29 protein-coding genes are annotated in these 25713 nt (G+C 31.7%); 23 read left to right on the top strand and 6 right to left on the bottom strand.

Annotated elements, in window-relative coordinates; genetic code table 11:
- Positions 1–41: 41 nt before the first annotated feature.
- From Q0856_RS01310 to argS, 3 genes are all read right to left on the bottom strand, one after another.
- Entirely contained in the window at positions 42–1529 is a 1488-nt protein-coding gene (locus tag Q0856_RS01310; RefSeq protein WP_298501899.1) for a glycosyltransferase family 39 protein, read from the bottom strand.
- A gap of 126 nt (positions 1530–1655) precedes the next feature.
- Positions 1656–2453, bottom strand: coding sequence for a zinc-dependent peptidase (locus Q0856_RS01315; RefSeq protein ID WP_298501902.1), 798 nt, complete (start codon positions 2451–2453; stop codon positions 1656–1658).
- 91 nt (positions 2454–2544) lie between these two features.
- On the bottom strand, positions 2545–4332 hold the full coding sequence (argS, locus tag Q0856_RS01320) for an arginine--tRNA ligase (RefSeq protein ID WP_298501905.1): 1788 nt from the start codon (positions 4330–4332) through the stop codon (positions 2545–2547).
- Positions 4333–4486: 154 nt separating this feature from the next.
- Here argS and Q0856_RS01325 point away from each other — a divergent pair, with 154 nt between their 5' ends.
- The 13 genes from Q0856_RS01325 to Q0856_RS01385 all read left to right on the top strand — a co-directional run bounded on the left by Q0856_RS01325 (position 4487) and on the right by Q0856_RS01385 (position 14319).
- Entirely contained in the window at positions 4487–4897 is a 411-nt protein-coding gene (locus Q0856_RS01325; RefSeq protein WP_298501908.1) for a hypothetical protein, read from the top strand.
- Positions 4898–5365: 468 nt separating this feature from the next.
- The gene (locus tag Q0856_RS01330; protein WP_298501910.1) at positions 5366–6004 is read left to right on the top strand and encodes an energy transducer TonB; all 639 of its coding nucleotides are present in this window, start codon (positions 5366–5368) and stop codon (positions 6002–6004) included.
- Between the two features lie 199 nt (positions 6005–6203).
- Positions 6204–6869: a hypothetical protein gene (locus Q0856_RS01335; protein WP_298501913.1), complete on the top strand. Its 666-nt coding sequence runs from the start codon at positions 6204–6206 to the stop codon at positions 6867–6869.
- Positions 6870–6941: 72 nt separating this feature from the next.
- Positions 6942–7613 carry a hypothetical protein gene (locus Q0856_RS01340; RefSeq protein ID WP_298501916.1) on the top strand — a complete coding sequence of 224 codons (672 nt, stop codon included), beginning with the start codon at positions 6942–6944 and terminating at the stop codon, positions 7611–7613.
- 163 nt (positions 7614–7776) lie between these two features.
- The gene (locus tag Q0856_RS01345; RefSeq protein WP_298501918.1) at positions 7777–7998 is read left to right on the top strand and encodes a hypothetical protein; all 222 of its coding nucleotides are present in this window, start codon (positions 7777–7779) and stop codon (positions 7996–7998) included.
- Positions 7999–8096: 98 nt separating this feature from the next.
- Positions 8097–8273 carry a hypothetical protein gene (locus tag Q0856_RS01350; RefSeq protein WP_298501920.1) on the top strand — a complete coding sequence of 59 codons (177 nt, stop codon included), beginning with the start codon at positions 8097–8099 and terminating at the stop codon, positions 8271–8273.
- 33 nt (positions 8274–8306) lie between these two features.
- Complete coding sequence (locus Q0856_RS01355; RefSeq protein ID WP_298501923.1) at positions 8307–8594, top strand: hypothetical protein; 288 nt, start codon at positions 8307–8309, stop codon at positions 8592–8594.
- A 41-nt stretch (positions 8595–8635) separates the two neighbouring features.
- The gene (locus Q0856_RS01360; protein WP_298501926.1) at positions 8636–9067 is read left to right on the top strand and encodes a tetratricopeptide repeat protein; all 432 of its coding nucleotides are present in this window, start codon (positions 8636–8638) and stop codon (positions 9065–9067) included.
- Between the two features lie 898 nt (positions 9068–9965).
- Positions 9966–10691, top strand: coding sequence for a hypothetical protein (locus Q0856_RS01365; RefSeq protein WP_298501929.1), 726 nt, complete (start codon positions 9966–9968; stop codon positions 10689–10691).
- Positions 10692–10945: 254 nt separating this feature from the next.
- Positions 10946–11431: a hypothetical protein gene (locus Q0856_RS01370; protein ID WP_298501930.1), complete on the top strand. Its 486-nt coding sequence runs from the start codon at positions 10946–10948 to the stop codon at positions 11429–11431.
- Between the two features lie 174 nt (positions 11432–11605).
- Positions 11606–12187: a hypothetical protein gene (locus tag Q0856_RS01375; RefSeq protein WP_298473190.1), complete on the top strand. Its 582-nt coding sequence runs from the start codon at positions 11606–11608 to the stop codon at positions 12185–12187.
- A 169-nt stretch (positions 12188–12356) separates the two neighbouring features.
- Complete coding sequence (locus Q0856_RS01380) at positions 12357–13805, top strand: ATP-binding protein (RefSeq protein ID WP_298473191.1); 1449 nt, start codon at positions 12357–12359, stop codon at positions 13803–13805.
- Between the two features lie 199 nt (positions 13806–14004).
- Positions 14005–14319 carry a hypothetical protein gene (locus tag Q0856_RS01385; RefSeq protein WP_298473194.1) on the top strand — a complete coding sequence of 105 codons (315 nt, stop codon included), beginning with the start codon at positions 14005–14007 and terminating at the stop codon, positions 14317–14319.
- Positions 14320–14379: 60 nt separating this feature from the next.
- Here the strand turns inward: Q0856_RS01385 and Q0856_RS01390 are convergent, their stop codons facing one another.
- Together Q0856_RS01390 and Q0856_RS01395 are read right to left on the bottom strand one after the other, a co-directional pair.
- On the bottom strand, positions 14380–15003 hold the full coding sequence (locus Q0856_RS01390) for a T6SS immunity protein Tdi1 domain-containing protein (RefSeq protein ID WP_298501931.1): 624 nt from the start codon (positions 15001–15003) through the stop codon (positions 14380–14382).
- A 12-nt stretch (positions 15004–15015) separates the two neighbouring features.
- Positions 15016–15996 (bottom strand): LD-carboxypeptidase, encoded by a 981-nt coding sequence (locus Q0856_RS01395; protein ID WP_298501934.1) that lies wholly within the window; start codon positions 15994–15996, stop codon positions 15016–15018.
- A gap of 130 nt (positions 15997–16126) precedes the next feature.
- Between Q0856_RS01395 and Q0856_RS01400 the strand changes: the two genes are divergently transcribed.
- From Q0856_RS01400 to Q0856_RS01425, 6 genes are all read left to right on the top strand, one after another.
- Complete coding sequence (locus tag Q0856_RS01400; RefSeq protein ID WP_298501937.1) at positions 16127–17065, top strand: hypothetical protein; 939 nt, start codon at positions 16127–16129, stop codon at positions 17063–17065.
- 114 nt (positions 17066–17179) lie between these two features.
- Positions 17180–17410 (top strand): hypothetical protein, encoded by a 231-nt coding sequence (locus Q0856_RS01405; RefSeq protein WP_298501939.1) that lies wholly within the window; start codon positions 17180–17182, stop codon positions 17408–17410.
- 38 nt (positions 17411–17448) lie between these two features.
- Positions 17449–18534, top strand: coding sequence for a glycosyl hydrolase 53 family protein (locus Q0856_RS01410; RefSeq protein ID WP_298501941.1), 1086 nt, complete (start codon positions 17449–17451; stop codon positions 18532–18534).
- 16 nt (positions 18535–18550) lie between these two features.
- Positions 18551–19240: a GNAT family N-acetyltransferase gene (locus Q0856_RS01415; RefSeq protein WP_298501943.1), complete on the top strand. Its 690-nt coding sequence runs from the start codon at positions 18551–18553 to the stop codon at positions 19238–19240.
- A gap of 11 nt (positions 19241–19251) precedes the next feature.
- Complete coding sequence (locus Q0856_RS01420; protein ID WP_298501946.1) at positions 19252–19932, top strand: DUF4919 domain-containing protein; 681 nt, start codon at positions 19252–19254, stop codon at positions 19930–19932.
- Between the two features lie 2 nt (positions 19933–19934).
- A complete protein-coding gene (locus tag Q0856_RS01425; protein ID WP_298473216.1) occupies positions 19935–20276 on the top strand; it encodes a VOC family protein in 342 nt (113 codons plus the stop codon).
- Between the two features lie 100 nt (positions 20277–20376).
- On the opposite strand, the gene Q0856_RS01430 is transcribed toward Q0856_RS01425, so the two are convergent.
- Positions 20377–20940, bottom strand: a complete 564-nt coding sequence (locus tag Q0856_RS01430) for a DUF4494 domain-containing protein (RefSeq protein ID WP_298473219.1) — start codon at positions 20938–20940, stop codon at positions 20377–20379.
- A gap of 186 nt (positions 20941–21126) precedes the next feature.
- On the opposite strand from Q0856_RS01430, the gene Q0856_RS01435 reads away from it, so the two are divergent.
- The 4 genes from Q0856_RS01435 (at position 21127) to Q0856_RS01450 (ending at position 25690) form a co-directional block, all read left to right on the top strand.
- Positions 21127–22644, top strand: coding sequence for a BCCT family transporter (locus Q0856_RS01435; RefSeq protein ID WP_298501949.1), 1518 nt, complete (start codon positions 21127–21129; stop codon positions 22642–22644).
- A gap of 142 nt (positions 22645–22786) precedes the next feature.
- A complete protein-coding gene (locus Q0856_RS01440) occupies positions 22787–23929 on the top strand; it encodes an FAD-dependent monooxygenase (RefSeq protein ID WP_298501952.1) in 1143 nt (380 codons plus the stop codon).
- A gap of 73 nt (positions 23930–24002) precedes the next feature.
- Positions 24003–24878 carry a DUF2314 domain-containing protein gene (locus tag Q0856_RS01445; RefSeq protein WP_298473229.1) on the top strand — a complete coding sequence of 292 codons (876 nt, stop codon included), beginning with the start codon at positions 24003–24005 and terminating at the stop codon, positions 24876–24878.
- 119 nt (positions 24879–24997) lie between these two features.
- Positions 24998–25690, top strand: a complete 693-nt coding sequence (locus tag Q0856_RS01450) for a nitroreductase family protein (RefSeq protein ID WP_298501954.1) — start codon at positions 24998–25000, stop codon at positions 25688–25690.
- Positions 25691–25713 lie beyond the last annotated feature (23 nt).

A 25713-nucleotide genomic window follows, 5' to 3' on the forward strand; every position in this document is an offset into this window, starting at 1 on the left:
ATATAATGGCTTTTAATAAACTTTTTAGTTACTTCTTATTTTTAGTTAAATACATGTTGTTCATAGTCTATCCACCATTTTGCAATATCTACTTTTGGTTTTCTACAAATGTAAAGTGGTATTCCATTTTCCTCCCCTATTGCATATTTATGAGTTATAATTTTCACTAGTTCAACTTCATCGAATACATATTCAACTGATTGTTTTTCATTCCCTAAACTTATCCAAACCTCCGCATCTTTATTACGGTAACCCCAAGTCCAAAAACTTCCATGTCTGCTTATCGGGTTTGGAAGACCGTATTTATTTCCTAATATTTTAAGTGCGCCGGCCTCTCCGTAATTCTCAACCCATAAAACACAATTGTTTTTTTCTTTAGCCGGCAACGCTTGGTATACACTATCTACCAATTTTACCTGCTCTTCCCAACCAAACATATCTGCATAATCTCCTGTTAATTCTACACGCCCATTTTGCTCTTTTTTTTGACTATATTTCACATACTTATTGATCGGCAAAACTGGAGTAAGTTCTGGAATAAAGTAAACCGAAGGAATCAAAATAACTGCAGCTATAATATAAACCCAATTTGGTTTTTTTTGTAATAAAGTTTCAACTTTTACCGCTCCAGCTGCAAAAAGAATCGGATAAATAGCAAACACATAATACGCTTTAGAATTAAGCAACCACATAGTAACAAAAATCACTAATGATGCTATTCCTATTGACCTATATTTTTTCAAATTTCTGCCAAATATCAAAGCAAATAACCCAAAAAGACTAATCGTTAATGTAAACGGAAAATTCAATTGCTCTAGACCAAATTCCATAGGCTTTATAGTATCCAATTGATTTTCATTTAGCGCATGTAAATGTTGAAAAAGGGGAAAATTATTTTGAATCTGCCAAATAATATTGGGCGAGAAAATAAGCAATGAAATCAATACCGATATATACAACCATTTATTTTTAAATAAGCTACCTTTTTGATAAAAAAACAACCCAACAAATAGTCCAAAAGCCCAAACTACTATGGTGTATTTATTCATTAATCCTACCCCAAAAGTTATTCCTAAAAGAATTAAAAAAAAATTGTTTTGTACGTTTATAAACCTAATAATAAAATAAAACCCTAAAGTCCAGAATAATTGGTCGAATGCAACAGGTTGAAATAAAGTATGATTACGATAAAAAGGCAGAAATGCCAAAACGCTTATTCCGGCTACTAAAATAGCTTTTGATTTTCCCCCAAGTTCCTTAACCATTAAACAACACAAAACTAAAATTGCAATACCCGCAAGTGTTGGAAAAAGACGTACTCCTATAAGGGAATACCCAAAAAGCCAATACGATATTTTCCCTATTACGGCAATAAGAGGTGGAAACTCCATAAATCCCCAATCCAAATGCTCACTAACGGATAAGTGTAGTAATTCATCCCTATGGAAGCCATAATTTCTATTTCCAAGCAACTGAATTATAAATTTAACAATAGATAAAAATAGAATTATTGGTACATATTTTTTCATTGATGAATTAGATTGATGATGTCAAATGCACTACAATTTAAACATATATAACCATAGATAAAAAGTACAATCATAAATAAAATAAAACACGAAAAATTTAAACCTTTTTTCTTTTCCCTTCTAGGCCTACGGCGTCATTTTATAAAACCCAAAGTTTAGCATGCGCAATAGAATACCATACAGTTTCGGGAATTGTCTTTTAAACTCATCCGGCGTCTCAACAAAATTCTCTACCGAAACAGCAAAAAATTCGTGAATATTGGTTTTTCCGTATTGTCTAAAATAACCTGTACTATCTACCTTAGCGATAAAGGTAACATCATGAAAGAGTTTGTGAATACGTCGCATTCCGAACATAAAAATATAGGACCTAATATTTAACTTATTCGCTATGTTAAAACTAATAGCATGCGAAAACTCATGCACCGCCAAATTAATATTATCATTAGGAATCTTAAATCCGTGTAATAAATATTCTTCGGAAAAAATTAGCGTTTTTAAATTAGGATTATATTCGCCGTAATGGTCCTTTTTAGTAAATTTAGAATAATATGCTTTAGGGTATACCATTATTTTCTCTACGGAGAGAATAAGAAAATCTGCCATTCCTAAAGTGAGCATAACTGCTGTAGCACTTAATAAAAGAGTAATTTTTTCTTTCTCTATTACATCTTCATGAAAAAGCATCTTTTTGCGGTTTCTAAAACGCACCACGCGTTTTCTAAAACGCTCTTTTTCTCTCCTGCTTAAATGATTGTAAAAAGGGAGGTTATTTTGTATAGCACGCTCCTCTTGCGCCGTTAAAGGAGGTATTCTTTTAAACGGATTCAGAAAAAATAAATCTAATGTATAATAAATAATATATAACAGATACCCTAAAATAAAAGCTACCGCTCCAAATCCAAAAATATCTATTCCATCCATGTATTCCCTTTTTGCAGCTATTCGTATAATATAAAACTCTGTTATTCTCGATATACCTCTTCTATTGTAGAAGTATTAAAACCAACGAGTTTTACATACGTTCCGGCACTTCTACCCCTAACAAAGAAAAAGCATCTTGAATTACCTTGCTTACTTTACTAGAAAGCTGTACTCTAAATATTTTCTTCTGTTCGTCTTGCTCTCCCAAAATAGAAACATTCTGGTAAAAAGAATTAAACTCCTTTACCAAATCGTACGTATAGTTTGCAATTACAGCCGGACTATAATTTTCTGCTGCTAATTGAATTGTATCAGGGAAAATCTGTACTTGTTTTAAAAGTTCTTTCTCTTTTTCATGCAAATCAATATCTACAGAAACGGCAGTTGAAACATGTACACCCGTACTTTCTGCTTTACGTAAGATAGATTGTATTCTGGCGTAAGTATACTGAATAAAAGGCCCTGTATTCCCTTGAAAATCTACCGACTCCTCCGGGTTAAACAAAATTCGTTTTTTAGGGTCTACTTTTAAGATGTAATATTTTAAAGCCCCCATACCAATCATTCGGTACAGCTTGTCTTTCTCTTCGGAGCTATAATCCTCTAACTTTCCTAATTCTTCCGATATTTTTGCAGCCGTCTGCGCCATATCTTCCATTAAATCATCGGCATCTACTACAGTACCTTCTCTACTCTTCATTTTACCACTCGGTAAATCTACCATACCGTAGCTTAGGTGAAATAAATTTTCTGCCCAAGAGAAGCCTAATTTCTTAAGAATAAGAAATAGTACTTTAAAATGGTAATCTTGCTCATTCCCTACCGTGTAAACCATACCACTAACATCGGCATAATCTTTTACACGTTGTATGGCTGTACCAATATCTTGGGTCATATACACCGCAGTACCATCGGAACGTAAAACAATTTTCTCGTCTAAACCTTCATCGGTTAAATCTATCCAAACGCTACCATCTTCTTTTTTAAAGAACACACCCTTTTCTAAACCATCTGTAACTACATCTTTCCCTAATAGATAGGTATTACTCTCGTAGTATAACTGGTCAAAATCTACTCCCATATTTTTATAGGTAACCTCAAAACCAGTATACACCCATTGGTTCATAGTTTTCCAAAGGGATACCACTTCTGCATCGCCAGCTTCCCACTTACGTAACATATCTTGTGCCGCTACTAAAATAGGCGCTTCTTTTTCTGCCACTTCTTTAGCCGTACCGTTAGTTACCAATTCGGCAACCTCAGCTTTGTATGCTTTATCGAAAGCCACATAGTAATTCCCAACGAGTTTATCCCCTTTTAAGCCCGTACTCTCTGGAGTTTCTCCGTTTCCAAAACGTTGCCATGCTAACATACTTTTGCAAATATGAATACCACGATCGTTAATGATTTGAGTTTTATATACTTTTTTACCCGCTGCCTTTAAAATTTCGGCCACCGAATAACCTAATAAATTGTTGCGTATATGCCCTAAATGTAAGGGCTTGTTAGTGTTTGGCGAAGAATATTCCACCATTACCGCTTCTTTACTATCTTTTTTGGCGTAGCCAAAATGTGCCTCTTCTTTAATACTATTAAAAAAATTAATGTAAAAAGCATCTGCGATTACCAAATTTAAAAAGCCTTTTACCACATTAAAGTCCGCTACCTCCGGTACCTCCTTTTTTAGGTACTCTCCTATTTGCGTACCTATTTGCACAGGATTCCCTTTTACCACGCGAAGCATAGGAAAAACTACCACGGTAATATCGCCGTTAAAATCTTTACGGGTAGGCTGAAACTCTACATTAGGCAATTCTGCGCTAAACAGTTCTTGTATGGCCTCTTTTACTTTTATAGTAAGCACTTCTTGTATGTTCATTGGTAATCCCTATTTAAGGGTGCAAAACTACGGAAAAATATATTCTTTTTAACATTGCTACTTTACTCTATTTTATTTTATAAAATATATTTATTCTTACAAATTTTGTAGTATTTTTAGATTCCAAAATTATCTTTTTTATAAAAATAGCATTATGAAAGTTACGTATAACCAACAAGAAGAAACTATAGAAATAGAGGATAAAACTAAAATTCATATTTTTTTGTTTAAAATTTTAACGCTTGTTATTATCTGGAATGCTGGCTTACATGTATATCTTCTTAACAACCGATCATTAAGCAGTGTAAGTTATGCATGGATATTTATAAGTATACTATCCTTGATAACTCTCCTTTTCCTAATATTCAAAAAAACCAGTCTTGAAAAAATACCGCTAGAAAGAATACGTGGTTTAAAGAGAAAAGACTTTTTTGGAAGAAGAAGTCTCAGTTTGATATTAAAAAACGGAAAATCACGCGATCTTATCTATTTAAAAAACCAATCCGAAATTGCGGAATTAAACAAAACGATTTCAGAAGCAAAAATTACAACCATTGACGAATAGATAACGATTACTTACAAACATTATAACCATACCAGTTTTCTTAAACATAAATATGCGTACGCCTATGTGCTATACCCTACCCAATACATATTTTTTAAGCACCTTTACAGAAAAGCGTAATTAAAATTCATTTGTTAGGTTTAGTTTTACACCTAAGCGTTAGTGCATTTAAAGATACATTTTAGTTTTTTTTAATTTGATGGTTTTACCATCATTATTACAAAAATATTAGACTTTTACCTACATCTACGAGGCCTATTTTAGTAGATAATGGTATCTTTAGGTTACCAAACTTATTAAGTAAGTAAACCGCAATAAGTATAAGTAAAATAGGTATAAACTTAAGTATTATGTTTAGCCAATTGTTGTATGCAATTTGAGCCCCCCTGCTAGTGCGAGCGTCACGCTAGTACTGGCAACTATAGTATAACACCACGAACCAAAACAATTATAATAAAAGCCAAACACATGTTAAGAATTCTAATTTTATGCACCTTATTTACCAACCTAACTTTTGGGCAAACAGAACCTAAAATAACCTATTACAAAGACAAATACAGAAGTAAAGAGGTTAATAATGGCCCTTATATGCTATCCATAAAAAAAATAAATGATAGTGTTACTAGCCGTGTTTTTAGTAAAACAAAAAACGGCAAAAAAATATGGGCACAATCTTACTTAAGAGAGCAACCCTACGGAATTTGGAAATATTATGATAAAAAAGGAAATATAGAATCTACTAGAGACTATGACTTTATCCTAAAATATGGAGAGTATATTCCTGAGAATGCCATTAGGTTTTCCGATTTAGGTTTATTTGTACAAACAGATGCTAATTCCCAAAAAATACAAAAGCATATCTCAAAGCAATTTCGATATCCGGAAATAGATGTAGAAAAAAGAATTCAAGGAAAAGTAACCTTTCAGTTTACAGTGGACGAAAACGGGAACGTTGGTAATTTAAGAATCCTAGAAGGTGTAAATATTTCTTTGGACACAGAATGTTTCCGAATAATGCATTCTTTAAAAAAATTAGAGCCTTATGTAAAAGATGGTAAAAAGATACTAGTCTATTTCAGCTTCCCAATTACATTTAAATTGGCTTAAAAACAATTGACCCCTGGCTAGCGCGAGCGTCACGTTCGTGCCGTCAAGAGTAAGAAAATGAATCCATATTAAAAGAAATAAGCGAAAGAGATTAAAAATGAGCAGAAAATACAAATTTACCCCCCTGCTAGCGCTAGCATATTGTTTGTACCTGTAATCATAATATAAAACCACGAAACCAACTATAAAAACCATCAAAATGAAAAGAGAAGAGCAATTAAAATATTGTAAAAAATGTATTAATAGAAAACTAGATATGCAGGTAGGGCTATTATGTAATTTAACAGGAGAAAAAGCAAATTTTGAAATAGAATGTAGTTCCTTTTCATTAGATGAGACGGTTATTGAAAAAATAGACGATACACAAGCAATGGAACACCAAGATGTATTAGCCAAACTATCGGACACAACTATTGCTAAATTTAAATTAGAACAAAACTATTCCAAAGCATTAATTTCTGGAGTACTGGTAGGTTTTTTATGCGCTATTTTATGGGGTATTATTACCGTAGTTACTGGTTACCAGATAGCATATATGGCAATTGCTATAGGAGCAGCTGTAGGTTACACAATAAGAATTACAGGGAAAGGAATAGACCAAATTTTTGGAATAACTGGGGCAATAATAGCAGTTTTAAGTTGTCTTCTAGGTAATTTTTTAAGTATCATTGGTTACCTAGCGAATTATGAAAGTTTAGGGTATTTTGAAACTCTTGAATTGTTTGACTACTCGCAATTAATCCCAATAATGAGTGAGTCCTTTAGTTTTATAGATGTTCTATTTTACGGATTTGCAGCTTATGAGGGTTACAAATTTGCATTTAAATCTTTCACCGAAAAAGAGATATACGAACTTGAAAAATAGTCTTTATTAATACTTCCGCTAAGGCTGGCATCTTGCTCGTTCCGTAAACCATATAAAAATATAAAATGCATTATGAAAAATACTATAAGAATATCTATAGCTCTCCTATTACTCTTTACGGCAACAGTTTCTGGTCAAGACTTTTTTGAGGGAGAATTACACTATAAAATAGAATATGAATCTCTTAACAAAAACATAACTACTAGTATATTAGAAACCCAGTTTGGCACTTCTTTTTCTGCTTATGTAAAAGAAGATAGGTATGCCATGATTTATCATGCCGAAGGAGAGCTTGGCTATATGAAAATCATTGTACGCTTAGATGAGGGGTATTCCTATACGGAGTTTGAAAAAAGAGATACTATTACAAAAACTAAGTTCGGTACTAAAAATAATAAACTACTTGATTTTAAAAGAAATACAGGTAATAAAAAGGAAGTATTAGGAGAGTTATGCGAATCTGTAACTCTTAACTATGAAACAGAAGATTCCGAGTCCTTTTTTAAAATTCATAAAGGCACCTACTATTTTAATCCTAAGTATAAGTTGAACGCTTCCCTTTACAAAAATTACTCAGATGGATTTTGGAATCTTTTTGTTAAAGAATCCAATGCCATAAGTATACGCAATGAAACAGAATTTATGAACCTCTTTAAATCGGTTTCAACAGCCGTTTCTATTGAAGAAAAGGAACTTCCTTTGGATTTTTTTATTCCTAATCCATTAAAAATAATTTCTGAATAGGAAAAATAGTATTCTAATTACGTATAACCAATTTTAACTTTATCAATCCCCCTGGCTAGCGCGAGCGTGACGCTCGCGCCAGCAATAGAAACGAAAAGTTTCCTTATCTTCCTTAAATGTTATAGCCAAGGTTCTTGCCGACCAATTAATCTAAAAACCAAAATTGAAAAACAAACTAAATATACTTTTATCATTAAGTTTTCTTATATCTGTAATTCTTGCTATTTGGGTTTATTACCAAACAACACATAGAATTGGAGATATTGCGTATAATCAGAACACAGACAATTCTGAATTTATCGTTTGTAATGAAGATAGTGTTTTGCAATACTACGCCGTTGGAACTCATTATCAAGGCGGAGAAAAAATGATAAAAAAAAATTAAAAGAACTTATAAAAAACTTAAATTTTAATGAATCGGGCTTTATAACCTACAGGTTTGTAGTTAATTGTAAAAACGAAGTAGGCAGGTTTAGAGTAAAAATGGTAGATTATAACTTAAAAAAACATAGTTTTAAAACTAATAACATTCAGCAAATTCAGGCATCCATTAAAAAATTGAATGGTTGGAAAGCTGGCAAATGGAAAGATGAATCTTTGGATAGTTACTACGTATTGAATTTTAAAATTCAAAATGGCAAAATCACCGATATATTCTAAAAAATTATGAATTTTTTTATGAAAATAGTTAAAGTGATTCTCACCATTATTCTTTTCGCATTTTCAGCGGTAATCCTCTACTTTATTGCTCTAGCACCTAAAGAAAAAAGATTCGAAATAGCTGGAAATTCTCAAGGCACATATCTTTCGCAAACTATGTTCAACATTTTAAGGTTTCAAAACCCCGATTATTCTGATGCTTATTTTGAACAATCCGTACCATTTAACAAAAGAGGAGAATATGCCAAAGGGTTTCAACTCTTAGATAAAGCCGTTGAACTGGAACCATTAAAACATTTGGGACTACCGCGGTTGGCTTAGATTAAGAAAAATGCGCGATTTTGATAAAGCATTAATAGATTTTGCTAACTCCTAACGTGGTTGATGCGCCTTGGGGAGAAGATATTGACTTTCTCCGTGGAGAGTGCCACTATGGAAACGAGGACTATGAAAATGCAATCAAATCTTTTAATCAAAGTGCAGCAAACCAAGGAGAAGACTGGGCCGACGTTCACACATTTGTTTATTTAGGTCTTTGCGAATACAAACTGGGGAATTATAACAAATCTGTTTCGGAATTTCAAAGAGCTTTAAAACAATCAGAGAACATTTGCGAAGCTCATTTAGGTTTGGCAAAAACACATGAAAAACTTGGTGAATTGAATTTAGCAAAAACACATATCGTCAAAGCAGAAAATTCTTTTAATTACAAAAGAGATGATTATTACAATGAATATTTAAATGAAATATACTTATCTGAAATACTAGATTTTAAAATGCATCTCGAAAAATAGTTCTATTACTCTGCTAAAAGGAGCGTCACAATCGTACCTATATGAGTAAGAGTGCTAAAAAATAAATTGAAAATGATTATACAGCGTTACAAATAAACCATATTGGCATAAATATTCCCGTCTTAATCATTGCCCTAAAGATTAATAAATTATGAACACGAACGAGACGCCCGCGCTAGCAAAGGAATACAAAACACCTAATGACGTGCATCAAATTGCCGCGTAAACATAATTATTAATCTGCAGCCGTATTTTAGGACGCGACATTGAAAATGACAAAAATTAACGATAAACAAATAAGATTTTCAGTGCTCGGAGTTTTCGTAGTAATATTTGGACTTTTAATTTGGTTTCTGAATACAAGTTATTTTATCAAAAAAGATTATTTGGATTTTAAGAAAACTGAATTTAAAGCAACACTATTCTCAAAAAAAGATGAACACCCTATAAAAGGAAATAAAATTTACTTATAGAATGGACCTGAATTAATCGTACATAGGGAATTGTTTGGTAAATTAAATGTTGGTGACTCAATCATTAAAAAAGTAAACTCTGACTCTATATCGTTTCATACAAATGATGGAATTCTAATTGACGATTACAATGAGTTTAAAAGGAAAAAATATTTAAAAACTTTAAAATATGAATATGGACTAAAACAAACCGTTAAGAACCTACATATTGCAACCAAAATAACAAAAAAAGCTGTCTTTGCTTACAATAACCTTAGAACACATTTTAGCCTAAACCTTAATAAACTAAGTCAGGTTCATTTGAACCCAGAAATACATTACAAGAGTTATCGAAAAAATAAACTAAATTTAAACCTATTAACCATTTAAGTTAAACAAAAAAATGGTCAACCTATATCAGGATAATACACCGACACTCCAAAATAATGAATGAAGAAGATTTGAAATACGGTTATTGGAAATTTTACGACAACAATCGAAGAGAGAAATATGATAAAAAATATTTTCGAAACGTTTCTGAATATAAAGGAGAAGAAGAAATAGTTCTTGCGTGTACACAACAATCTAAATTATCCGCAAATGAACAAAAAAAAAGTGTCCAAAAATGGTGCGATTTATTCTTAACTGAACAAACTGGAATTAAAAAAATATGGATTACAACTAGAATCTCGCAAAAAATTTTTGATGCGGTTTGTAATCAAAAAAGTTTAGATGGACTTTGGATAAAATGGGGCGGATATAAAGACTTATCTTGCATAGAAAATCTTAACAAATTAGAACATTTACATTTAGGTGGTGGCGGACAAATTGAATCACTTAAACCATTAGAAAATTTAAAAATGCTAAAAACTTTTGAATCTAAAGGTTTATATAAAATCACAAATTATGATTTTTTGAAAAATTTTGAAAAATTAGAAGATTTATCACTATGGGGAGACCCGTTTTCTGCTATGAAAAAAATTAACATTGATTCTTTAAAATTTCTTAATTCTTTAACAGAAATTATAAGGCTAGATTTATGTATGACAAAAATTGGAGATAAAGATTACAAACCTATATTAAACTTGCCAAAATTAAAACATCTAACATTGCCTAGAGATAAAGATTTAGAAGAAGACATTGGTTTATTTTCAAAATACTTAGGAGAATAAAACTGCCCCCAGCAAAGAACTGAGGTAAAAAAAAATAAATTAACCTTAATTCTCTCTTTTGTTCTTTTAAGTTTATACTATCAATTTAATGAAAAATTAAACTTAAGGTGTATAAAAATAATTGCGCTATAGTGATAAAACAAAGGTCGTTGCAAGTTTACTACATCTGATTTTCCTTCGAAAAATCCTCGCACGCAAACCCGCAACTATTCTTATACAAACACGTTAACAAATATGAAAGAACAGACCAAAGAATGAAAACAGAAGTAATAATTGGAGTTTTAGTAGTACTTGGAGTTATGTACTTCGTTTCAAGAAATAAAAGCGGCAATAATTCAATTATACATGTTGCCAAACAGATTCAATTTTCGGAATTGGAATCTGTTATGACTCAATTGTTAGATGGGAAATTGGAATATAAATTTTTCGGAATAACATCCGACGGAATTGATTGTATCTATTTTGCAAATGATAATGGGGAAATAAATATTGAATTTGAGGTTATAACTAATGAGCAAAAACCTTATGCGGAAAAACTAAGTAGCTTCGCCAAAATGAATAATTACAACCTAACTAAAACGTCTTACGGAAATAAACCTACTTATTCTGATTTAAAAGAAGCACCTGTTTATAAATTGGAATTGAATGTCGACAAACATAAAGCTACGGAAATTGGAATTGAAATAATGCGAACTATTTTTAATAAAAACGGAATGACAAAATTTGATGTTGTTCCATAATTAAAAAACGTTTGCTCTATATTTATTAAAAAATAGGACAAATAGTGTTTAAACAATGTCTTTATACCAACATAGGAACAAAACATAAAAATTCGACTCTGTGTTAGTACGAAGAGTTTGCGTCTTTTTACATGCTACATTTCATACACAAGTCCCTTGGCAAACAGATTAAAAATGAAATTAAAAATTGAACTAATATTGGTCTTTTCTTTGTTTTTTATTCATTGTAAGGAAGGCCCAAAAAAGAAGTATACCACAGAAACAAAGGTTAAAAATTCTTCCGCTATAATTGAAAAATCTAAATTAAAAATCAAAAAAATAAGTATTCCTTCCTTTGGAGAAATTGAAGTAAATCAAAACCAAATAGACAGTACTCATATATTTAATGCTGGAGATTGTGGAGGGAATATAACTCGGTATAAAATTGACAAAAAATTCGTGACAATTGACACTACTTCTTGCGGAGACTATGGAGATACGTATACTTGCTATGTATTGGATTCTATAAATTCAATTGAATTAGTATTTGAAGAAAAATATACTTTTATAAAAAATGGAAAGATTATTAATCAATTACTCATTGACTTTAACGAAGAGCCCGTCATTGCGAAAAAAAGAACTGATACGGTTTATTCTAATAAAGAAAAACATTTAAATTTATTTCAAGGGGACACCTTAGTTGATGTACTAAAATCTTTTGAAAATTGGAGTTTGAATTATGAGAATATATGGAAATACAAAAATTCGGATGAATAAAAAACGATTTACCAACAATGCTTATGCGTTGCGCTTCATTAGATAAAATATACGATTGTCAAATTAACTCATTATTCTTCCAAAAATCCCCCTATTTGCTTACTCATGCACAAATAGATAGTTTTAAATCTATTTATTTTGCATATATTTGTTTTATTAAGACAAATTTATGGCCATACTAAACCCTATTCCTGCAAAAAAGATTATCGAACGTCTTCAATACGAAAATCCGTGGTGGATTACCAAAGAGATTCCAGACACTTACCGTTCAATGTCCAAAAGATTATATTTTGATCTCTTTTATCCATTCGTTCTGGAAAGAAGTATTAATAGGGCATTGGTTCTAATGGGACCAAGAAGAGTAGGTAAAACGGTAATGCTATTTCATTGCATTGGGAACTTACTAACTGAAGGAACAAATCCTCATAAACTGTTCTTTATTGGAATTGACAACCCGATTTATGTCAACTTAAGTTTAGAAGACGTTCTAAGCCTTTGTAAAGAATCTTTAAACCTTGACAATCTTAATGATTGCTATGTCTTTTTTGATGAAATACAATACTTGAAAGATTGGGAAAGACACTTAAAAGTATTGGTTGACTCATATCCAAAAACTAAATTTATTGTTTCGGGCTCAGCAGCTGCAGCATTGAAATGGCATAGCACAGAAAGTGGAGCGGGTAGATTTACTGATTTCCTATTACCTCCGTTGACATTCCAGGAGTATATTCATTTGAAAAATCTAGACCATTTAATTTTTGAAGGCGATATTCAATATGGAGACAAGGATATAGAGTATTGCTTAACTCATGATTCAAAAGCCTTAAATAAAGAATTCATTCATTATTTAAATTTTGGAGGCTACCCCGAGGTTGTGTTATCTGATAAAATACAAAGTGATATGGGTAGATATGTAAAAAATGATATTGTAGACAAAGTTCTTCTTAGAGATTTACCAAGTTTATATGGCATCAAAGATGTCCAAGAATTAAACAGATTTTTTACATATATAGCTTATAATACGGGAAATGAATTTTCGTATGAGACAATGTCTCGGGAAAGTGGGATTCAAAAGGATACATTAAAAAAATATCTAGAATATTTAGAGGCAGCATTCCTAATTAAAGTACTAAACAAAGTCGGAGTCAATGCAAAAAGATTAAAAAGAATTACAAGTTTCAAAGTATATCTTACTAATCCATCACTTCGTACTGCTTTGTTTTCACCGATAAGTGAAACAGATCAAGAAATGGGAAACATGGTTGAAACTGCAATTCTTTCACAATGGATGCATCGGGAGCAACTAGATTTAACTTATGCTAGATGGAAAGACGGCAGAAATGAAGGGGAAGTAGACCTTGTTTTAGTAGATGATAAAAATTACAAACCAGTTTGGGGAGTAGAAATTAAGTGGAGTAATCGATATTTTGACAAACCACAAGAATTGAAAAGTTTAATTAAATTTTGTGAAACAAATAAACTTAAAGCTGCGGTTGTCACTTCAATTGATCAAATAGGAATCACAGAAACACGAGACTTGAGATTTACTTTTCTACCAGCTTCTATCTATGCATATAATATTGGAGAAATCACACTTAGAATGAAAACTAATAATTAAAGAAAAAACGAAGGCACATCAAAGAACTGAGGTAAAAACCAATAAATTAACCTTAATTCTCTCTTTTGTTCTTTTTAGTTTATACTATCAATTTAATGAAAAATCAAACTTAAGGTGTAAATAAAACTACTAACTATACCCAATTATTTAAAAAAAACATCGTTATATACACTTAAACGTTAGAAAAAAATAAAAAATTATGTTAGGAATCTTATTACTTTGGTGGATAGGAAAATACTATTACAAATTAGCCGAAAAATATAATAAAAGTGAATGGGGTTATGCTATTTTGGGTATTGTTACTTATTACGGAGGAACTATAGTTGCCGGACTTATTACCGGTATTGTAGCTGAAATATTATATCCTGGCTCCATAGATGGTACAAGCGAAACTGTTATTGGAATTTTAATGTTGCCATTTGGGGTTTTAAGTTGTTATTTACTTTATAAATATTTAGAAAAAACCTGGGAGAAAAACAAACCAGAAAATGAGATAAATAATATTGGCACTTAGATAAAAACCATAAAAAATTGCTTTAAAAAAGTTAAAAAGAGGTCTCTTTTTATTTAACTTCTACATGGTCATTTGAAACACAATATCTTGATAAACTTGTGCATTTCCCTTTTTTAAGTATTTCGTTTCCATTTCTCCACCCATTGCTAAAACGGGGGTAAATGTAAAGACTTCGTTTTTATTTAAATACCCTTTTTCTTTAATGGCTTTTTTAAACAAAGTTTCTCTTAACCACTCTTCCCTATCTTCTTCATTGGTTAGAAAATCCTCGAAAAAAGAAGCAAGACTCCAAACGACTGTTTCTACTTTTCTATATTGAATATCAATCATACAAACATCTTCGTCTGTTTCTGTAAGCTTTCGGTAATAAAACAACTCGCCAAAACCAGTAATAGCAAACGGAACATATTTTTCTACTTCTTGTCCCAACCATGTCCATAATGAAGGTTCAAAATCTTTTGGGTTTACCAACTCTATGAGCCCATTATTATATTTCCCAAATCCGTCTGCTTTCCATAAATCAATCAAAAACTGCGGAACTTTAAATCTATACTCCTCTATAAGACTGTCTGAAACAGAAGAGGTATTTTCTTCTATTTTAAATACTTCACTAAATTTTACTTTAGATTTTGCTGTTTTAGCCTCCTGATTTTTAGAATGGAATATCTTTTTAAAAAAGTTCATTGATGCAAATTTTTAAGGACGAAAAACTACTGAAGACTCCGTATTCGTAATAGTAACATCTACAATTCTGCCTAATACTAAGGCTCTATTATCTGCGTCATGACCTGCAGGAAAATTAAAAAGTAATGGTACCTCTTTAGGTACAACATCTACTATTATTTGTTCTATTGGGGCTCCCCAAGGTGTAGTGTTTTTTTTAATTTTTGTCATACCGCCAACAATAACCGCTTTTACATTTTTAAAATATCCGGCACGCTTTAAGCTTTGCAGCATTCTGTCTATACTATACTTGTACTCCCCTATTTCTTCTATAAACAAAATTTTATTTTCAGTAGATATTTGGCTATCCGAACCAAGCATGGAAGATAATATGGCTATATTACCGCCTACTATCTTTCCACTAACCTTTCCTGTTCTATTGTATGTAGAGGAAGGTACGGTATAACTTATAGGAGCACCAAAAAGTGCTTTTCGGAAACTCTCTATTGTATTTGGTATATCTTCGGGCTTATCTTGCATGCTTGTCCCCATCATAGCATGTAGGGTTTCTACTCCTAAATTATGTATATGACTATGAAATGCCGTAATATCCGAATAACCAATAATCCATTTGGGATGTTTTAAAAAGGTACTAAAGTCTAATCTATCTAAAACTCGAACAGACCCATAACCTCCTCTTCCGCTCCAAATAGCTTTAATATTAGGGTTATCTAGGGCATCCTGAAAATCTTGACATCGTTCTTCATCTGTTCCTGCGAAATGCTTGGCTTGGCTAAACAAGTGTTTTCCGTAAACTACTTTTAAGCCCCAACTCTCTGCTAATGCCTTTGCTTTTGCTATATCTGGTTTTTTATGAGCTTTTATAATTCCGGCTGGCCCCACAATAGCAATAGTATCTCCTTTTTGCAAATAAGGCGGCCTAACTAAAGTGGTATTAGTTTGTGAGGTTATAGACATAGAAATAAATAAAAAAAATAAAAAAGTATACTTCATTTTAGCAATGCTTAGAATCTGTTAAATTAAGGAAACTAATAGAATTAATATTTTTATATTTATAAAAAAACACTCCCCTTTTTGGAAAAAAGCCCAAAACGTAAAGACAATCTTTTAAGAATAATACAGAATGAATAAATTAATCTGGGTATTTGCCTTTTCTACCTTACTATCTTGTAATAAAGAAATTAAATCTGAGCAACCCATAAAGGAATCTCATATACAATATTTTGGTTTTACTTTGATTGATACCTATTGGGATGACCCTACAGATGACCAAACAAAAACAAATTATTTAGATGAAGTAAACTCCTTCTCTAATATTGCAGATATTTTGGTTGCAAATCCTACGGATAATATAGTTTCCCGAATGACCAAAATGAATAATCTAGAGGTTAAAAGTATATTACATGTATCGGAGTTATTCTTTGAATTAATTGGAACAAATAGCCCTTCTGGAGCAAAATATGCGTTGCGTACAGACTATAAATTAAGATGGGATGAGTTTATAAGCCGTAACAATATAGAAGAAAATAAAAATATAATACAATCCTTCTACATTGGGGAAGAACCTACTTGGAATGGAATATCATTTTCGGAGTTAAAATCTGCTACTGATTATGTAAAATTAACAATACCTACAGTGCCTATACTAATCATAGAAGCTTATCCTAGTATCGATAAACTTACTATACCTAATTCTGTAGATTGGATTGGTTTTGATTATTATTTTATTAAAGATCCAAAAACAAACCAGGAATATATAAATAGGATAAATACCTTAAAAACGAAATTCTCTAATGCCGAACAAAAATTGGTAATTGTAATGGATACCCATTATATTACTTCTGTACACGGAGATTTTAGTGGTATATCTTTAAATGAAATGGGAAATGTAGCAGACAGCTACTATGAGATAGCCAAATCGCAACCAAAAACTATAGCAATACTAGGTTATTTTTGGCCAAGTGGTTTTGATGACCCCGAATCTATTGGCGCGAGAAATATGCCGAATGAAATTAAAGAAAATTATATCCGAATCGGAAAAGAAATTACCCATAAAAATTAAACCATTTACTTTAAAAAAAAAATTATAATTCGCAATTACTATAAAAAAGAAATACTTTTTTTATAGTAAATTTACGTAGGAAAAAATATACAAAATATGCTGCAAAAAATAATTATGTTAATAATCGTAATTCTTTTATATAGTTGCTCTGGAGAACCTAAGTGTGATGAAGGTTACATAGAGCATTTCGGAGTAGATGGCAACAGTTGGTGTGTACCAGAGTTCGAAGAAGGAGCATTACATAATTTTAATTTAGGAGATACTTACTATCATAAAGATTTTGGCGTTATTAATTATAAGAATGGTATTTGGCTTACTACACACAATCAAATAATAAAACCGTGAGTATACTAAGGTAATATACCCATAATTGTAGCTAATACATGAAAAATAAATTTTATTTACTTACTACTCTTATTGCTTTTTTGGTCAGTTGCGATAATGGCGAAGACCATAGCCCAATACATGAAACTAACCGAAGTTTTAAAATGGGTTTTACTACTTGGAGCTACGGACCAACGCAACAAAATGTAAACCAAACTTATTCTTTTATTGAAAATAACGCAGATATTTACACGGAACAAATAGATAATAAAATTCCCTGGGATGCTTGGATAAATGATACTACTTTACCCATAGAGTTTACTAATGAGGTAGCAAGAAGGTTAAATAACAAAATAGAGGACAAGCCTTTATTACTTGCAGTAAGTCTTCTTAATACCGATAGAAATGACCTTGCGGAAGATTTTAACGGATTACCGCCTACATATACAAACCTTAATGATCCAGAAATTGCAGAGGCATATTTTAAACATATCTCTTATTTAGTAGACCAATTTTCTCCGGAATATTTAGTCATTGCAATTGAAGTTAATGAGTTAAGATTAAGGGCAGAAAACAAATGGAATTCGTATACTTTATTAATGGAGAACGTTACGGGTAGAATTAAACAACTACATCCTAATCTAAAGATATCGGAATCTATATCGCTGCACAATTTATACGAACCAGAAATTACAAATGCCGCAGAATATATAAATGAAATAGTAACCCACATGAACCAAATGGATTTTGTATCTATTAGTTTTTATCCTTTCTTAAAAAATCAACATACTAAAATAGAATTTCAACGAACTTTTGACTTTTTACACAGCAAGATAAATAAACCAATTGCTTTTGTAGAAACAAGTCATATCGCCGAAAATTTATCTTTACCAAATTTCAATTTAGATATTAACGGTAATGAAGAAGGGCAGAATATATATTTAGAAACTCTAATAGACAATGCAGAACAACAAGATTATGAATTTGTTATCTGGTGGGCGCATAGAGATTATGATGCGCTTTGGGAAACTTTCCCTGATGAAGTAAAAGATATAGGTAAATTATGGAGAGACACAGGGCTTTTAGATGAAAATGGAACCCAACGATTAAGTTATACTACTTGGAAAACAAATTTAGACAAATAATTAGGGATATCGTAAAATGCAAAAAGAAGAAAACAAATTAGATAATGTAGTTTTGCATTCCTTACTAGAGACGCATAAAAAATATGCTATCGAATATGAAGGAATTACCTTCTATAATCCAACATATTGCCCTTTCGGTGGCTTTACTTCTACCGAGAAAAACCATATTGGAATTGACCAATACGCTACTCTGTCGGATGATTTTTTTATTGTAGGACAAAAACCAAAACTCGGAAATAAAGTTTACATAGAAAAAGAACTAGTTTGTAACCAGATGGTACTTTCTAAACCAATAGAACTAGAATCTAATGCAGAAATTACACCTATAAAAACTTCTACACAAAAAGAAGAAGTGTTTCATTTGGTTAATATGGTACAGCCTGGATACTTTAGAAAAAAAACTAGCGACCTAGGTACTTATTTTGGTATATATATAAATGGCTATTTAATCTCTGTATGCGGAGAAAGAATGCAAATGAACAAATACACCGAAATAAGTGCTGTAGTCACTCATCCGAAACATAGTAGAAAAGGTTACGCCAAGCAACTTATAAAACATACTTCGGACCATATATTAAGTAAAAACAAAATTCCGTTTTTACATGTTGCCGAGACCAATAGTTTGGCCCTAAAACTATACGAAAAACTTGGATTTAAAACGAGAAGAAAAATTAGCTTTTGGAATATAAAAAGTAACCAAATTTAATACTGTAATTTATGAAAAAAATAGTACTCGTAATACTTAGTTTATACGGATTACAATTGCATTCTCAAGATTGGAATTTCGAAAAACCAGATTACAAGGCTATTGAAAAAAATATTGCAGAACAAAGCTCTAACTTGTTCTATCCTAATTTAATGGATAGGTTTTTAAAAGCAGACTCTACCTTAACCTTAAAAGAAAAAAGGCATTTATATTATGGTTATTCTTTTCAGGAGAATTACTCCCCATACTCACGTTCTGATTTTGCAGATTCTTTAAGAGTTATTCTGCAATTAAAAACACACGACATCATAGCATTTAAAAAAATAATCACTTTTGGAGATTCGGTATTAGTAAAAAACCCTTTTGCATTAAGAACTCTTAATTACCAACTATATGCCTTAGACAAAACAGATAATATAAGAGGGTATCGTAAAAAAATGAAGCAATTTAATATGATTATAGATGCCCTACTTAGCTCTGGAAATGGCACTACGAAAGAAGAATCTTTTTATGTAATATATACAAGCCATGAGTATGACTTATTAAATATATTAGGCTTAACTTTTGGTGGCTCGCAAAGCTTAATAGAACATTACGATTATTTAGAACTTGCAGAAGGAGAAACCAAAATAAAAGGATTATATTTTGATGTTACCCCTTGTTTAAACTACATGTCTAAAATATATAAATAACAATGGAAAACAATAAAATTAACTTTATAGAATTACAAGCAACCGATTTAGAAGAAATTAAAAAATTCTATGGGAATACTTTTGGCTGGACTTTTACGGATTATGGTGATGTTTATTGCGATTTTCATGAAGCAGGTATTTCCGGAGGATTTGCAAAAACAGATACAATAACAACAGGTGGAACTTTAATTGTTCTATACCACAGTAATTTATCTATAGCACAGAAAAATGTAATACAAAATGGAGGAAAAATTACGAAAGAAATATTTTCCTTCCCAGGAGGAAGTAGATTTGAATTTATAGATCCAAGTGGAAATAAACTTGCCATATGGTCCGATAAGTAAACTACCTCAGCCAAGTCTTGGGAATTTAAATCAAGAATATACAACAAAAGAGAGCAATTAACATGCTCTCTTTTTATTAAGTTACATCTGGAAATAAGGACTAATTTGTTTCTGCCTCCTCTAGAACATCTTTCATTTCTAAGGCATCATTAAATTCCTTCTTTTCTGGAACAGAAGCTTTAATTGCATTAAATCTGTCTAGACGTTCTTTATCCCCTTCTTCTCCCGAAAAATAAGGAAAAACATCCCTAACGGGAGACTCTGCAATAGCTGGTATCGTATATTCTCCCATAGTATCTTGCATTACACTTATTGTATTATCATAGGCTTCTTTTACATCATTAGCCTGTACTAATAAATACATATTTGTTTTTCTTTCTTTACCACTTTCCTCATCAAAAGCAATTAAAGCAACTTTAGATTTAAACCAACGGTCCGAATTCTCGAAAGGGTGTATTTCTGCATAGTTAGCTACTTTTATATTAGTTATTTTAATCTCATCACTATCACTAATATAAGAAGCCATTTCTTCCGTAATCCTACTTTCCGCTTCCGTATACGATATAGCGTCTACCAAATAAGGCTCCGTAGTCACTTTTTGTACACCGCTATTTTCATCTATTTTTCTATACTTTACTTTACATTCATACCAAATTGCACTCATACATTCTATTTTAGGGGTACCAATATAGTCCTTAGACATAGTTCTATTTTACAATTTTTAAAATAAATATTCACAATTATAAATTGCTCTTACTACTACTTTTACTATGAGAGAGTTATCTTGTTATATAATAATTTTAAGCTTAAAAAAATACGGTATCTTTATTTGTCATAGCAGTATAAATTAATGTATCTACACAAAAAAAACATGCAGCGCTTACGTTTTACTCAAGAAATTAAGAAACGCCCTATTTTAAGTATAGCAATTGGCATATTAATCATTTTATGTTTATTTGCTTTTTTTGCAACTACTGGTACTTATCAAGTTATTGAAAGCACTTCTATCTGGGTTCGCAGTTATTTTGGATACTTTTATTTATATCTAGGCTTGGGCTGTGTTTTATTCTTATTAGCAATTGCTTTTTCTCCTATTGGTAATATAACACTCGGAAAACAAAATAGTAAACCAGAACATTCTACTTGGAGCTGGATTGCTATGTTATACAGCGCAGGAATGGGAGCCGGTATTTTATTACGTGCCGTTCAAGAGCCCGTTTTTATGTTGCAAAATCCCCCTTTTAAAAGTGAAAAAATTCCAAGTATTTTAGCTCTAGAATTCACTTTTTACCAATGGGGCTTTACTGCATGGGCCTTTTATGGTTTATTTGCTATGGTAATGGGGGTTGCTTTATTTGTAGACCATAAAAAGGTAAAAATAAGTGCTACTATAGAAGACACTATTCCGCACCCAGTAGCAAAAGGAAGTATTGATCTACTAACAATTATTACTACTATTTTTGGCCTCATAGCTGCAATAGGTCTTGGTACTACACAAATCTCCGGAGGCCTTACACATATACTCGAAATAGACTTTGGTTTTAAGACAACCCTTTTACTAACACTTATCATCTGTTCTTTAGCTTTTTTATCCGCTTGGAAAGGGCTAAACAAAGGCATTAAATTATTATCTAAAGGAAATATCTTAGTAACCTTAGGCCTACTTTTATTTGTTTTTATAGCGAGTGATATACTTGGCATAATAAATTCTTTTGCCAACGCAACCTTTGCCTATGTAACAGATTTTATTCCTATGAGTATAGCTATGGGAAATTATAACCCAGGATTAAACTTTTTAACGGACTGGACATTTTATTACTGGGCATTTTGGATAGCCTGGGCTCCCTTTACAGGAATTTTTATTGCCCGTATTTCTAAAGGAAGAACACTGCGCCAATTGCTATTAGGGGTATTAACTATCCCTTCTTTAGGAACCTTCTTTTGGTTCTCTGTGTTTGGACATTCGGCATTTAATTTACTTCAAGATTGGGGAACCTACCAAGGTGAATTCAATAATGTATTTACCTCCATTTTTGTGTTTTTGCAAAATTATCCGATGGCAAGTCTACTAAACATAACAACCATAATTCTTTTAATTGGTTTTTTGGTTACTTCTGTAGATTCTGCAGTATTTGTACTTAGCATGTTCACTGACAATGGCAAACCCAACCCTAGCAAAAAACATCGCCTGCTTTGGTCTATTTTTATTCTTTTAGCAACCTTGGCTTTATTAGTACTCGCTAACGTAAAACAAAATATAGACATTCTAAGCACAGTACAAAAGCTACTCATAATTACATCACTACCCTTTGCTCTATTTATGATATTTATGGCTTTTGCTTTTCTTAAAAAAAGACTCCACCTGTAGGTATTTGATGGAAAAGCCCTCTATTTTTAAAATTTAACAAAACGTCTATTCATTTTCTTGCAATATTTATCCTACTTTTCTAGAGGGTGCTTTATCTTTGGTTTGGAGAAGTACGAATGCCGCACAAAAAAAATTAATAGTAATGACCATAGATATTATCGGAGCAGGGATAGGAGGATTAACTACAGCCATTGCTTTAGAAAAAAAAGGCGTAAAATGCCGAATTTTTGAACAAACGGAAATAATAAAACCAGTTGGGGCAGGTATTATTTTAGCTAATAATGCCATGCAGGTATATAAAAAGCTAGGGCTAAAAGATACTATTGAAGCACATGGAACTCCTATATCAACTATAAATATTGTAAAAGATAATTTAGAAGTAATTTCTTCGATGGATTTATCTGTTTTTGAAAAAGCGAACAACGTAAAAAACATTGCAATACATAGAGGTATTTTACAACAAATACTGATAGATCAATTAAAAGAAACTAAAGTATATCTAAATCATAAACTTAAGAAAATAGAAAAAAACGAGAATGGTCATTCTTTATATTTTGACAATGATTCTGTAGAACATTCTTCCATTCTTATTGGAGCAGACGGCCTTAATTCTATGGTTAGAAAACAACTTTTTAAAAATAATTTTATTCGAAAAGCCAATCAAATATGCTGGAGAGGTGTCACAGATTACAATCTCCCAAACTCCTATAAAAGGGAGTTAAATGAGGCTTGGGGAAATTCAGACCGTTTTGGTTTTGTTCCTCTAGCAAATAACAAAGTATATTGGTATGCTCTTAAAACAATTCCAAAAAATAATGACGAGTATTCTATGCTTAAAATAGAAGAATATTTTAAAAATTATAACTCGCTAGTCAAAGACATTATTATATGCACTCCCAAGGAAGCTATTTATACTGCTGAAATAGAAGATTTAAAGCCAATGCGCAAATGGCACAATCAGAATACATGCTTAATAGGGGATGCTGCTCATGCGACTACTCCGAATATGGGACAAGGAGCTTGCCAAGCTATAGAAGATGCTTATGTGCTTAGCGAGTGCCTAGCCAATTATAATTATTCTGATGCCTTTTTAAAGTTTCAAAAATTAAGAATAAACAAAGCGCATAAAGTAGTAAAAGCTAGTTGGAGTTTAGGAAAATTAGCTCATATCTCTAATCCTATTTTAATCGCATTACGAAATAGAATTATGGCATTAACTCCTGAGTCTATAAATAGAAAACAATCCAAAGAAATTTTTCAGTTACCGGAGCTAAATTTAAAATAAAAACCCTTTAATAGTCCAATATTAAGAATTCCCCCTTTTACAGTATAACTACATAAAATACTACTAATTATTCATGGGAATTTTTACCAAATTATTTAATAGAAAAAAAAATGTAATAAAGCGCAGAAATAATCCTGACGTTTATAATATGACTAGTGAAAATGAAAGAATGAATTGGAGCATGGAAAAAGCCAGGCTTACTTTTCATTTTTTTCAAGATTGCTTACAACATCCCAAACCAGAACAAGAACATTTATCTATAAAGGCCCGTATCGAGGATAATGGAAAAACAGAACACATTTGGCTAGTAGACCCTAGTATAGATTCTGAAGGGAATATTTTTGGAGTAGTGGGTAATGCCCCCATATATATTAAAAATGTACAGCTGCATCAAAAAATTGGAATAACCAAAGAGTATATTTCGGATTGGATGTTTATTGAAGATGGGAGACTCATTGGTGGTTATACTATAAGAGCAATTAGAGAAGGACTCGCGACCGACCAACTGGAAAATTTTGACCGGAGTGTAGGTGGTATGAAAATTGATGCGGGAGAAGATTATTTTTTAACCAATTTAGAAACACCAGAAGGCGCTATTCTTTCCTTAGAAGAGGCCTACAACAACAAAGATATTACCGCCGTTCTATCATGCAAAGATTTTTTTAAAGAGGCCGAATTGCTTCTTCATAAATCCATGAACATTGCATTGGATAATGCTCTAATTAGCAGTACTGCAGAAGCCCTTAAATCTTCCTTTATTATAGGCCTAAAAGAAAATGGTTTTCCAGATTTTAAAGGAATTAAAAGAGCATTTAAAAGATTCAAAATAACAGAAGAACATTATATTATTACGGAGTTTTGTTATCTTAAGGATGGGACTACCTCCATACAAAAATTGCACACTTATAAAACTAATGAAGAGTGGAAAGTTCTAGGAATGGAAGACTAATTCTATAATAACCTATAACTATATTACTAGAAATAAAAATTAGCTCATTTTTTTTAAGTTATTCTTATCTTTCCGAGACCGTCAGAAAAAAAATCTGTACTCCATATTAATATTAAGTCATGAATACAAAATCTCATATTATAGTAAATGGTCATGAGCATGTAGTATACCAATCCAATGCTTTAACCCAAGAAGAGTTAAGAAAGGAAAGTATTGCTTTTTATAATTTTTTAGACCAGAGAAGGTCTGTTAGAGAATATGATGATACTCCTGTCCCAAAAGAAGTCATAGAAAATTTAATTAAAACTGCTTCCACTGCTCCATCTGGTGCGCATAAACAACCTTGGACTTTTTGCGCTGTCTCTAATCCCAAATTAAAGGCAAAAATTAAAGAAGCTGCCGAAGCAGAAGAAAAGGAAAGCTACGAGAGTAGAATGAGTGATCGTTGGAAAAAAGACTTAGAACCCTTAGGTACCGATATGCATAAACCATTTTTAGAAATTGCTCCCTGGTTAATTATTGTTTTTAAAAAAGTTCATGAAATTGGAGAAAGTGGAGAAAAAATGAACAACTATTATGTAAACGAATCTGTAGGGATTGCAAGCGGTATGCTAATTACAGCAATTCACAATGCAGGTTTAGTAACACTGACACACACACCAAGTCCAATGAATTTTTTAGCTAAACTTCTAAACCGACCTAGTAATGAAAGAGCTTTTTTATTATTACCAGTAGGGTATCCTAAATCCCCAACATACGTTCCTAATATAGAAAGAAAACCTTTAGATCAAATAGCAGAATTCTATGAATAACAAAAGGGTCCCTAGTGTACCAA

The organism is uncultured Maribacter sp., assembly GCF_947496775.1.
Classification (GTDB): domain Bacteria; phylum Bacteroidota; class Bacteroidia; order Flavobacteriales; family Flavobacteriaceae; genus Maribacter_B.

Excerpts from the sequence above, each read along its gene's own strand:
- Q0856_RS01405 (WP_298501939.1), top strand. The coding sequence starts at position 17,180 with ATGTTAATAATCGTAATTCTTTTATATAGTTGCTCTGGAGAACCTAAG.
- Q0856_RS01315 (WP_298501902.1), bottom strand. The coding sequence starts at position 2,453 with ATGGATGGAATAGATATTTTTGGATTTGGAGCGGTAGCTTTTATTTTA.
- Q0856_RS01340 (WP_298501916.1), top strand. The coding sequence starts at position 6,942 with ATGAAAAATACTATAAGAATATCTATAGCTCTCCTATTACTCTTTACG.
- Q0856_RS01325 (WP_298501908.1), top strand. The coding sequence starts at position 4,487 with ATGAAAGTTACGTATAACCAACAAGAAGAAACTATAGAAATAGAGGAT.
- Q0856_RS01330 (WP_298501910.1), top strand. The coding sequence starts at position 5,366 with ATGTTAAGAATTCTAATTTTATGCACCTTATTTACCAACCTAACTTTT.
- Q0856_RS01370 (WP_298501930.1), top strand. The coding sequence starts at position 10,946 with ATGAAAACAGAAGTAATAATTGGAGTTTTAGTAGTACTTGGAGTTATG.
- Q0856_RS01430 (WP_298473219.1), bottom strand. The coding sequence starts at position 20,940 with ATGAGTGCAATTTGGTATGAATGTAAAGTAAAGTATAGAAAAATAGAT.
- Q0856_RS01450 (WP_298501954.1), top strand. The coding sequence starts at position 24,998 with ATGAATACAAAATCTCATATTATAGTAAATGGTCATGAGCATGTAGTA.
- Q0856_RS01390 (WP_298501931.1), bottom strand. The coding sequence starts at position 15,003 with ATGAACTTTTTTAAAAAGATATTCCATTCTAAAAATCAGGAGGCTAAA.
- Q0856_RS01435 (WP_298501949.1), top strand. The coding sequence starts at position 21,127 with ATGTATCTACACAAAAAAAACATGCAGCGCTTACGTTTTACTCAAGAA.
- Q0856_RS01425 (WP_298473216.1), top strand. The coding sequence starts at position 19,935 with ATGGAAAACAATAAAATTAACTTTATAGAATTACAAGCAACCGATTTA.
- Q0856_RS01385 (WP_298473194.1), top strand. The coding sequence starts at position 14,005 with ATGTTAGGAATCTTATTACTTTGGTGGATAGGAAAATACTATTACAAA.
- Q0856_RS01395 (WP_298501934.1), bottom strand. The coding sequence starts at position 15,996 with ATGAAGTATACTTTTTTATTTTTTTTATTTATTTCTATGTCTATAACC.
- Q0856_RS01415 (WP_298501943.1), top strand. The coding sequence starts at position 18,551 with ATGCAAAAAGAAGAAAACAAATTAGATAATGTAGTTTTGCATTCCTTA.
- argS (WP_298501905.1), bottom strand. The coding sequence starts at position 4,332 with ATGAACATACAAGAAGTGCTTACTATAAAAGTAAAAGAGGCCATACAA.
- Q0856_RS01420 (WP_298501946.1), top strand. The coding sequence starts at position 19,252 with ATGAAAAAAATAGTACTCGTAATACTTAGTTTATACGGATTACAATTG.
- Q0856_RS01375 (WP_298473190.1), top strand. The coding sequence starts at position 11,606 with ATGAAATTAAAAATTGAACTAATATTGGTCTTTTCTTTGTTTTTTATT.
- Q0856_RS01310 (WP_298501899.1), bottom strand. The coding sequence starts at position 1,529 with ATGAAAAAATATGTACCAATAATTCTATTTTTATCTATTGTTAAATTT.
- Q0856_RS01445 (WP_298473229.1), top strand. The coding sequence starts at position 24,003 with ATGGGAATTTTTACCAAATTATTTAATAGAAAAAAAAATGTAATAAAG.
- Q0856_RS01335 (WP_298501913.1), top strand. The coding sequence starts at position 6,204 with ATGAAAAGAGAAGAGCAATTAAAATATTGTAAAAAATGTATTAATAGA.
- Q0856_RS01400 (WP_298501937.1), top strand. The coding sequence starts at position 16,127 with ATGAATAAATTAATCTGGGTATTTGCCTTTTCTACCTTACTATCTTGT.
- Q0856_RS01365 (WP_298501929.1), top strand. The coding sequence starts at position 9,966 with ATGAATGAAGAAGATTTGAAATACGGTTATTGGAAATTTTACGACAAC.
- Q0856_RS01440 (WP_298501952.1), top strand. The coding sequence starts at position 22,787 with ATGACCATAGATATTATCGGAGCAGGGATAGGAGGATTAACTACAGCC.
- Q0856_RS01410 (WP_298501941.1), top strand. The coding sequence starts at position 17,449 with ATGAAAAATAAATTTTATTTACTTACTACTCTTATTGCTTTTTTGGTC.
- Q0856_RS01380 (WP_298473191.1), top strand. The coding sequence starts at position 12,357 with ATGGCCATACTAAACCCTATTCCTGCAAAAAAGATTATCGAACGTCTT.
- Q0856_RS01350 (WP_298501920.1), top strand. The coding sequence starts at position 8,097 with ATGGTAGATTATAACTTAAAAAAACATAGTTTTAAAACTAATAACATT.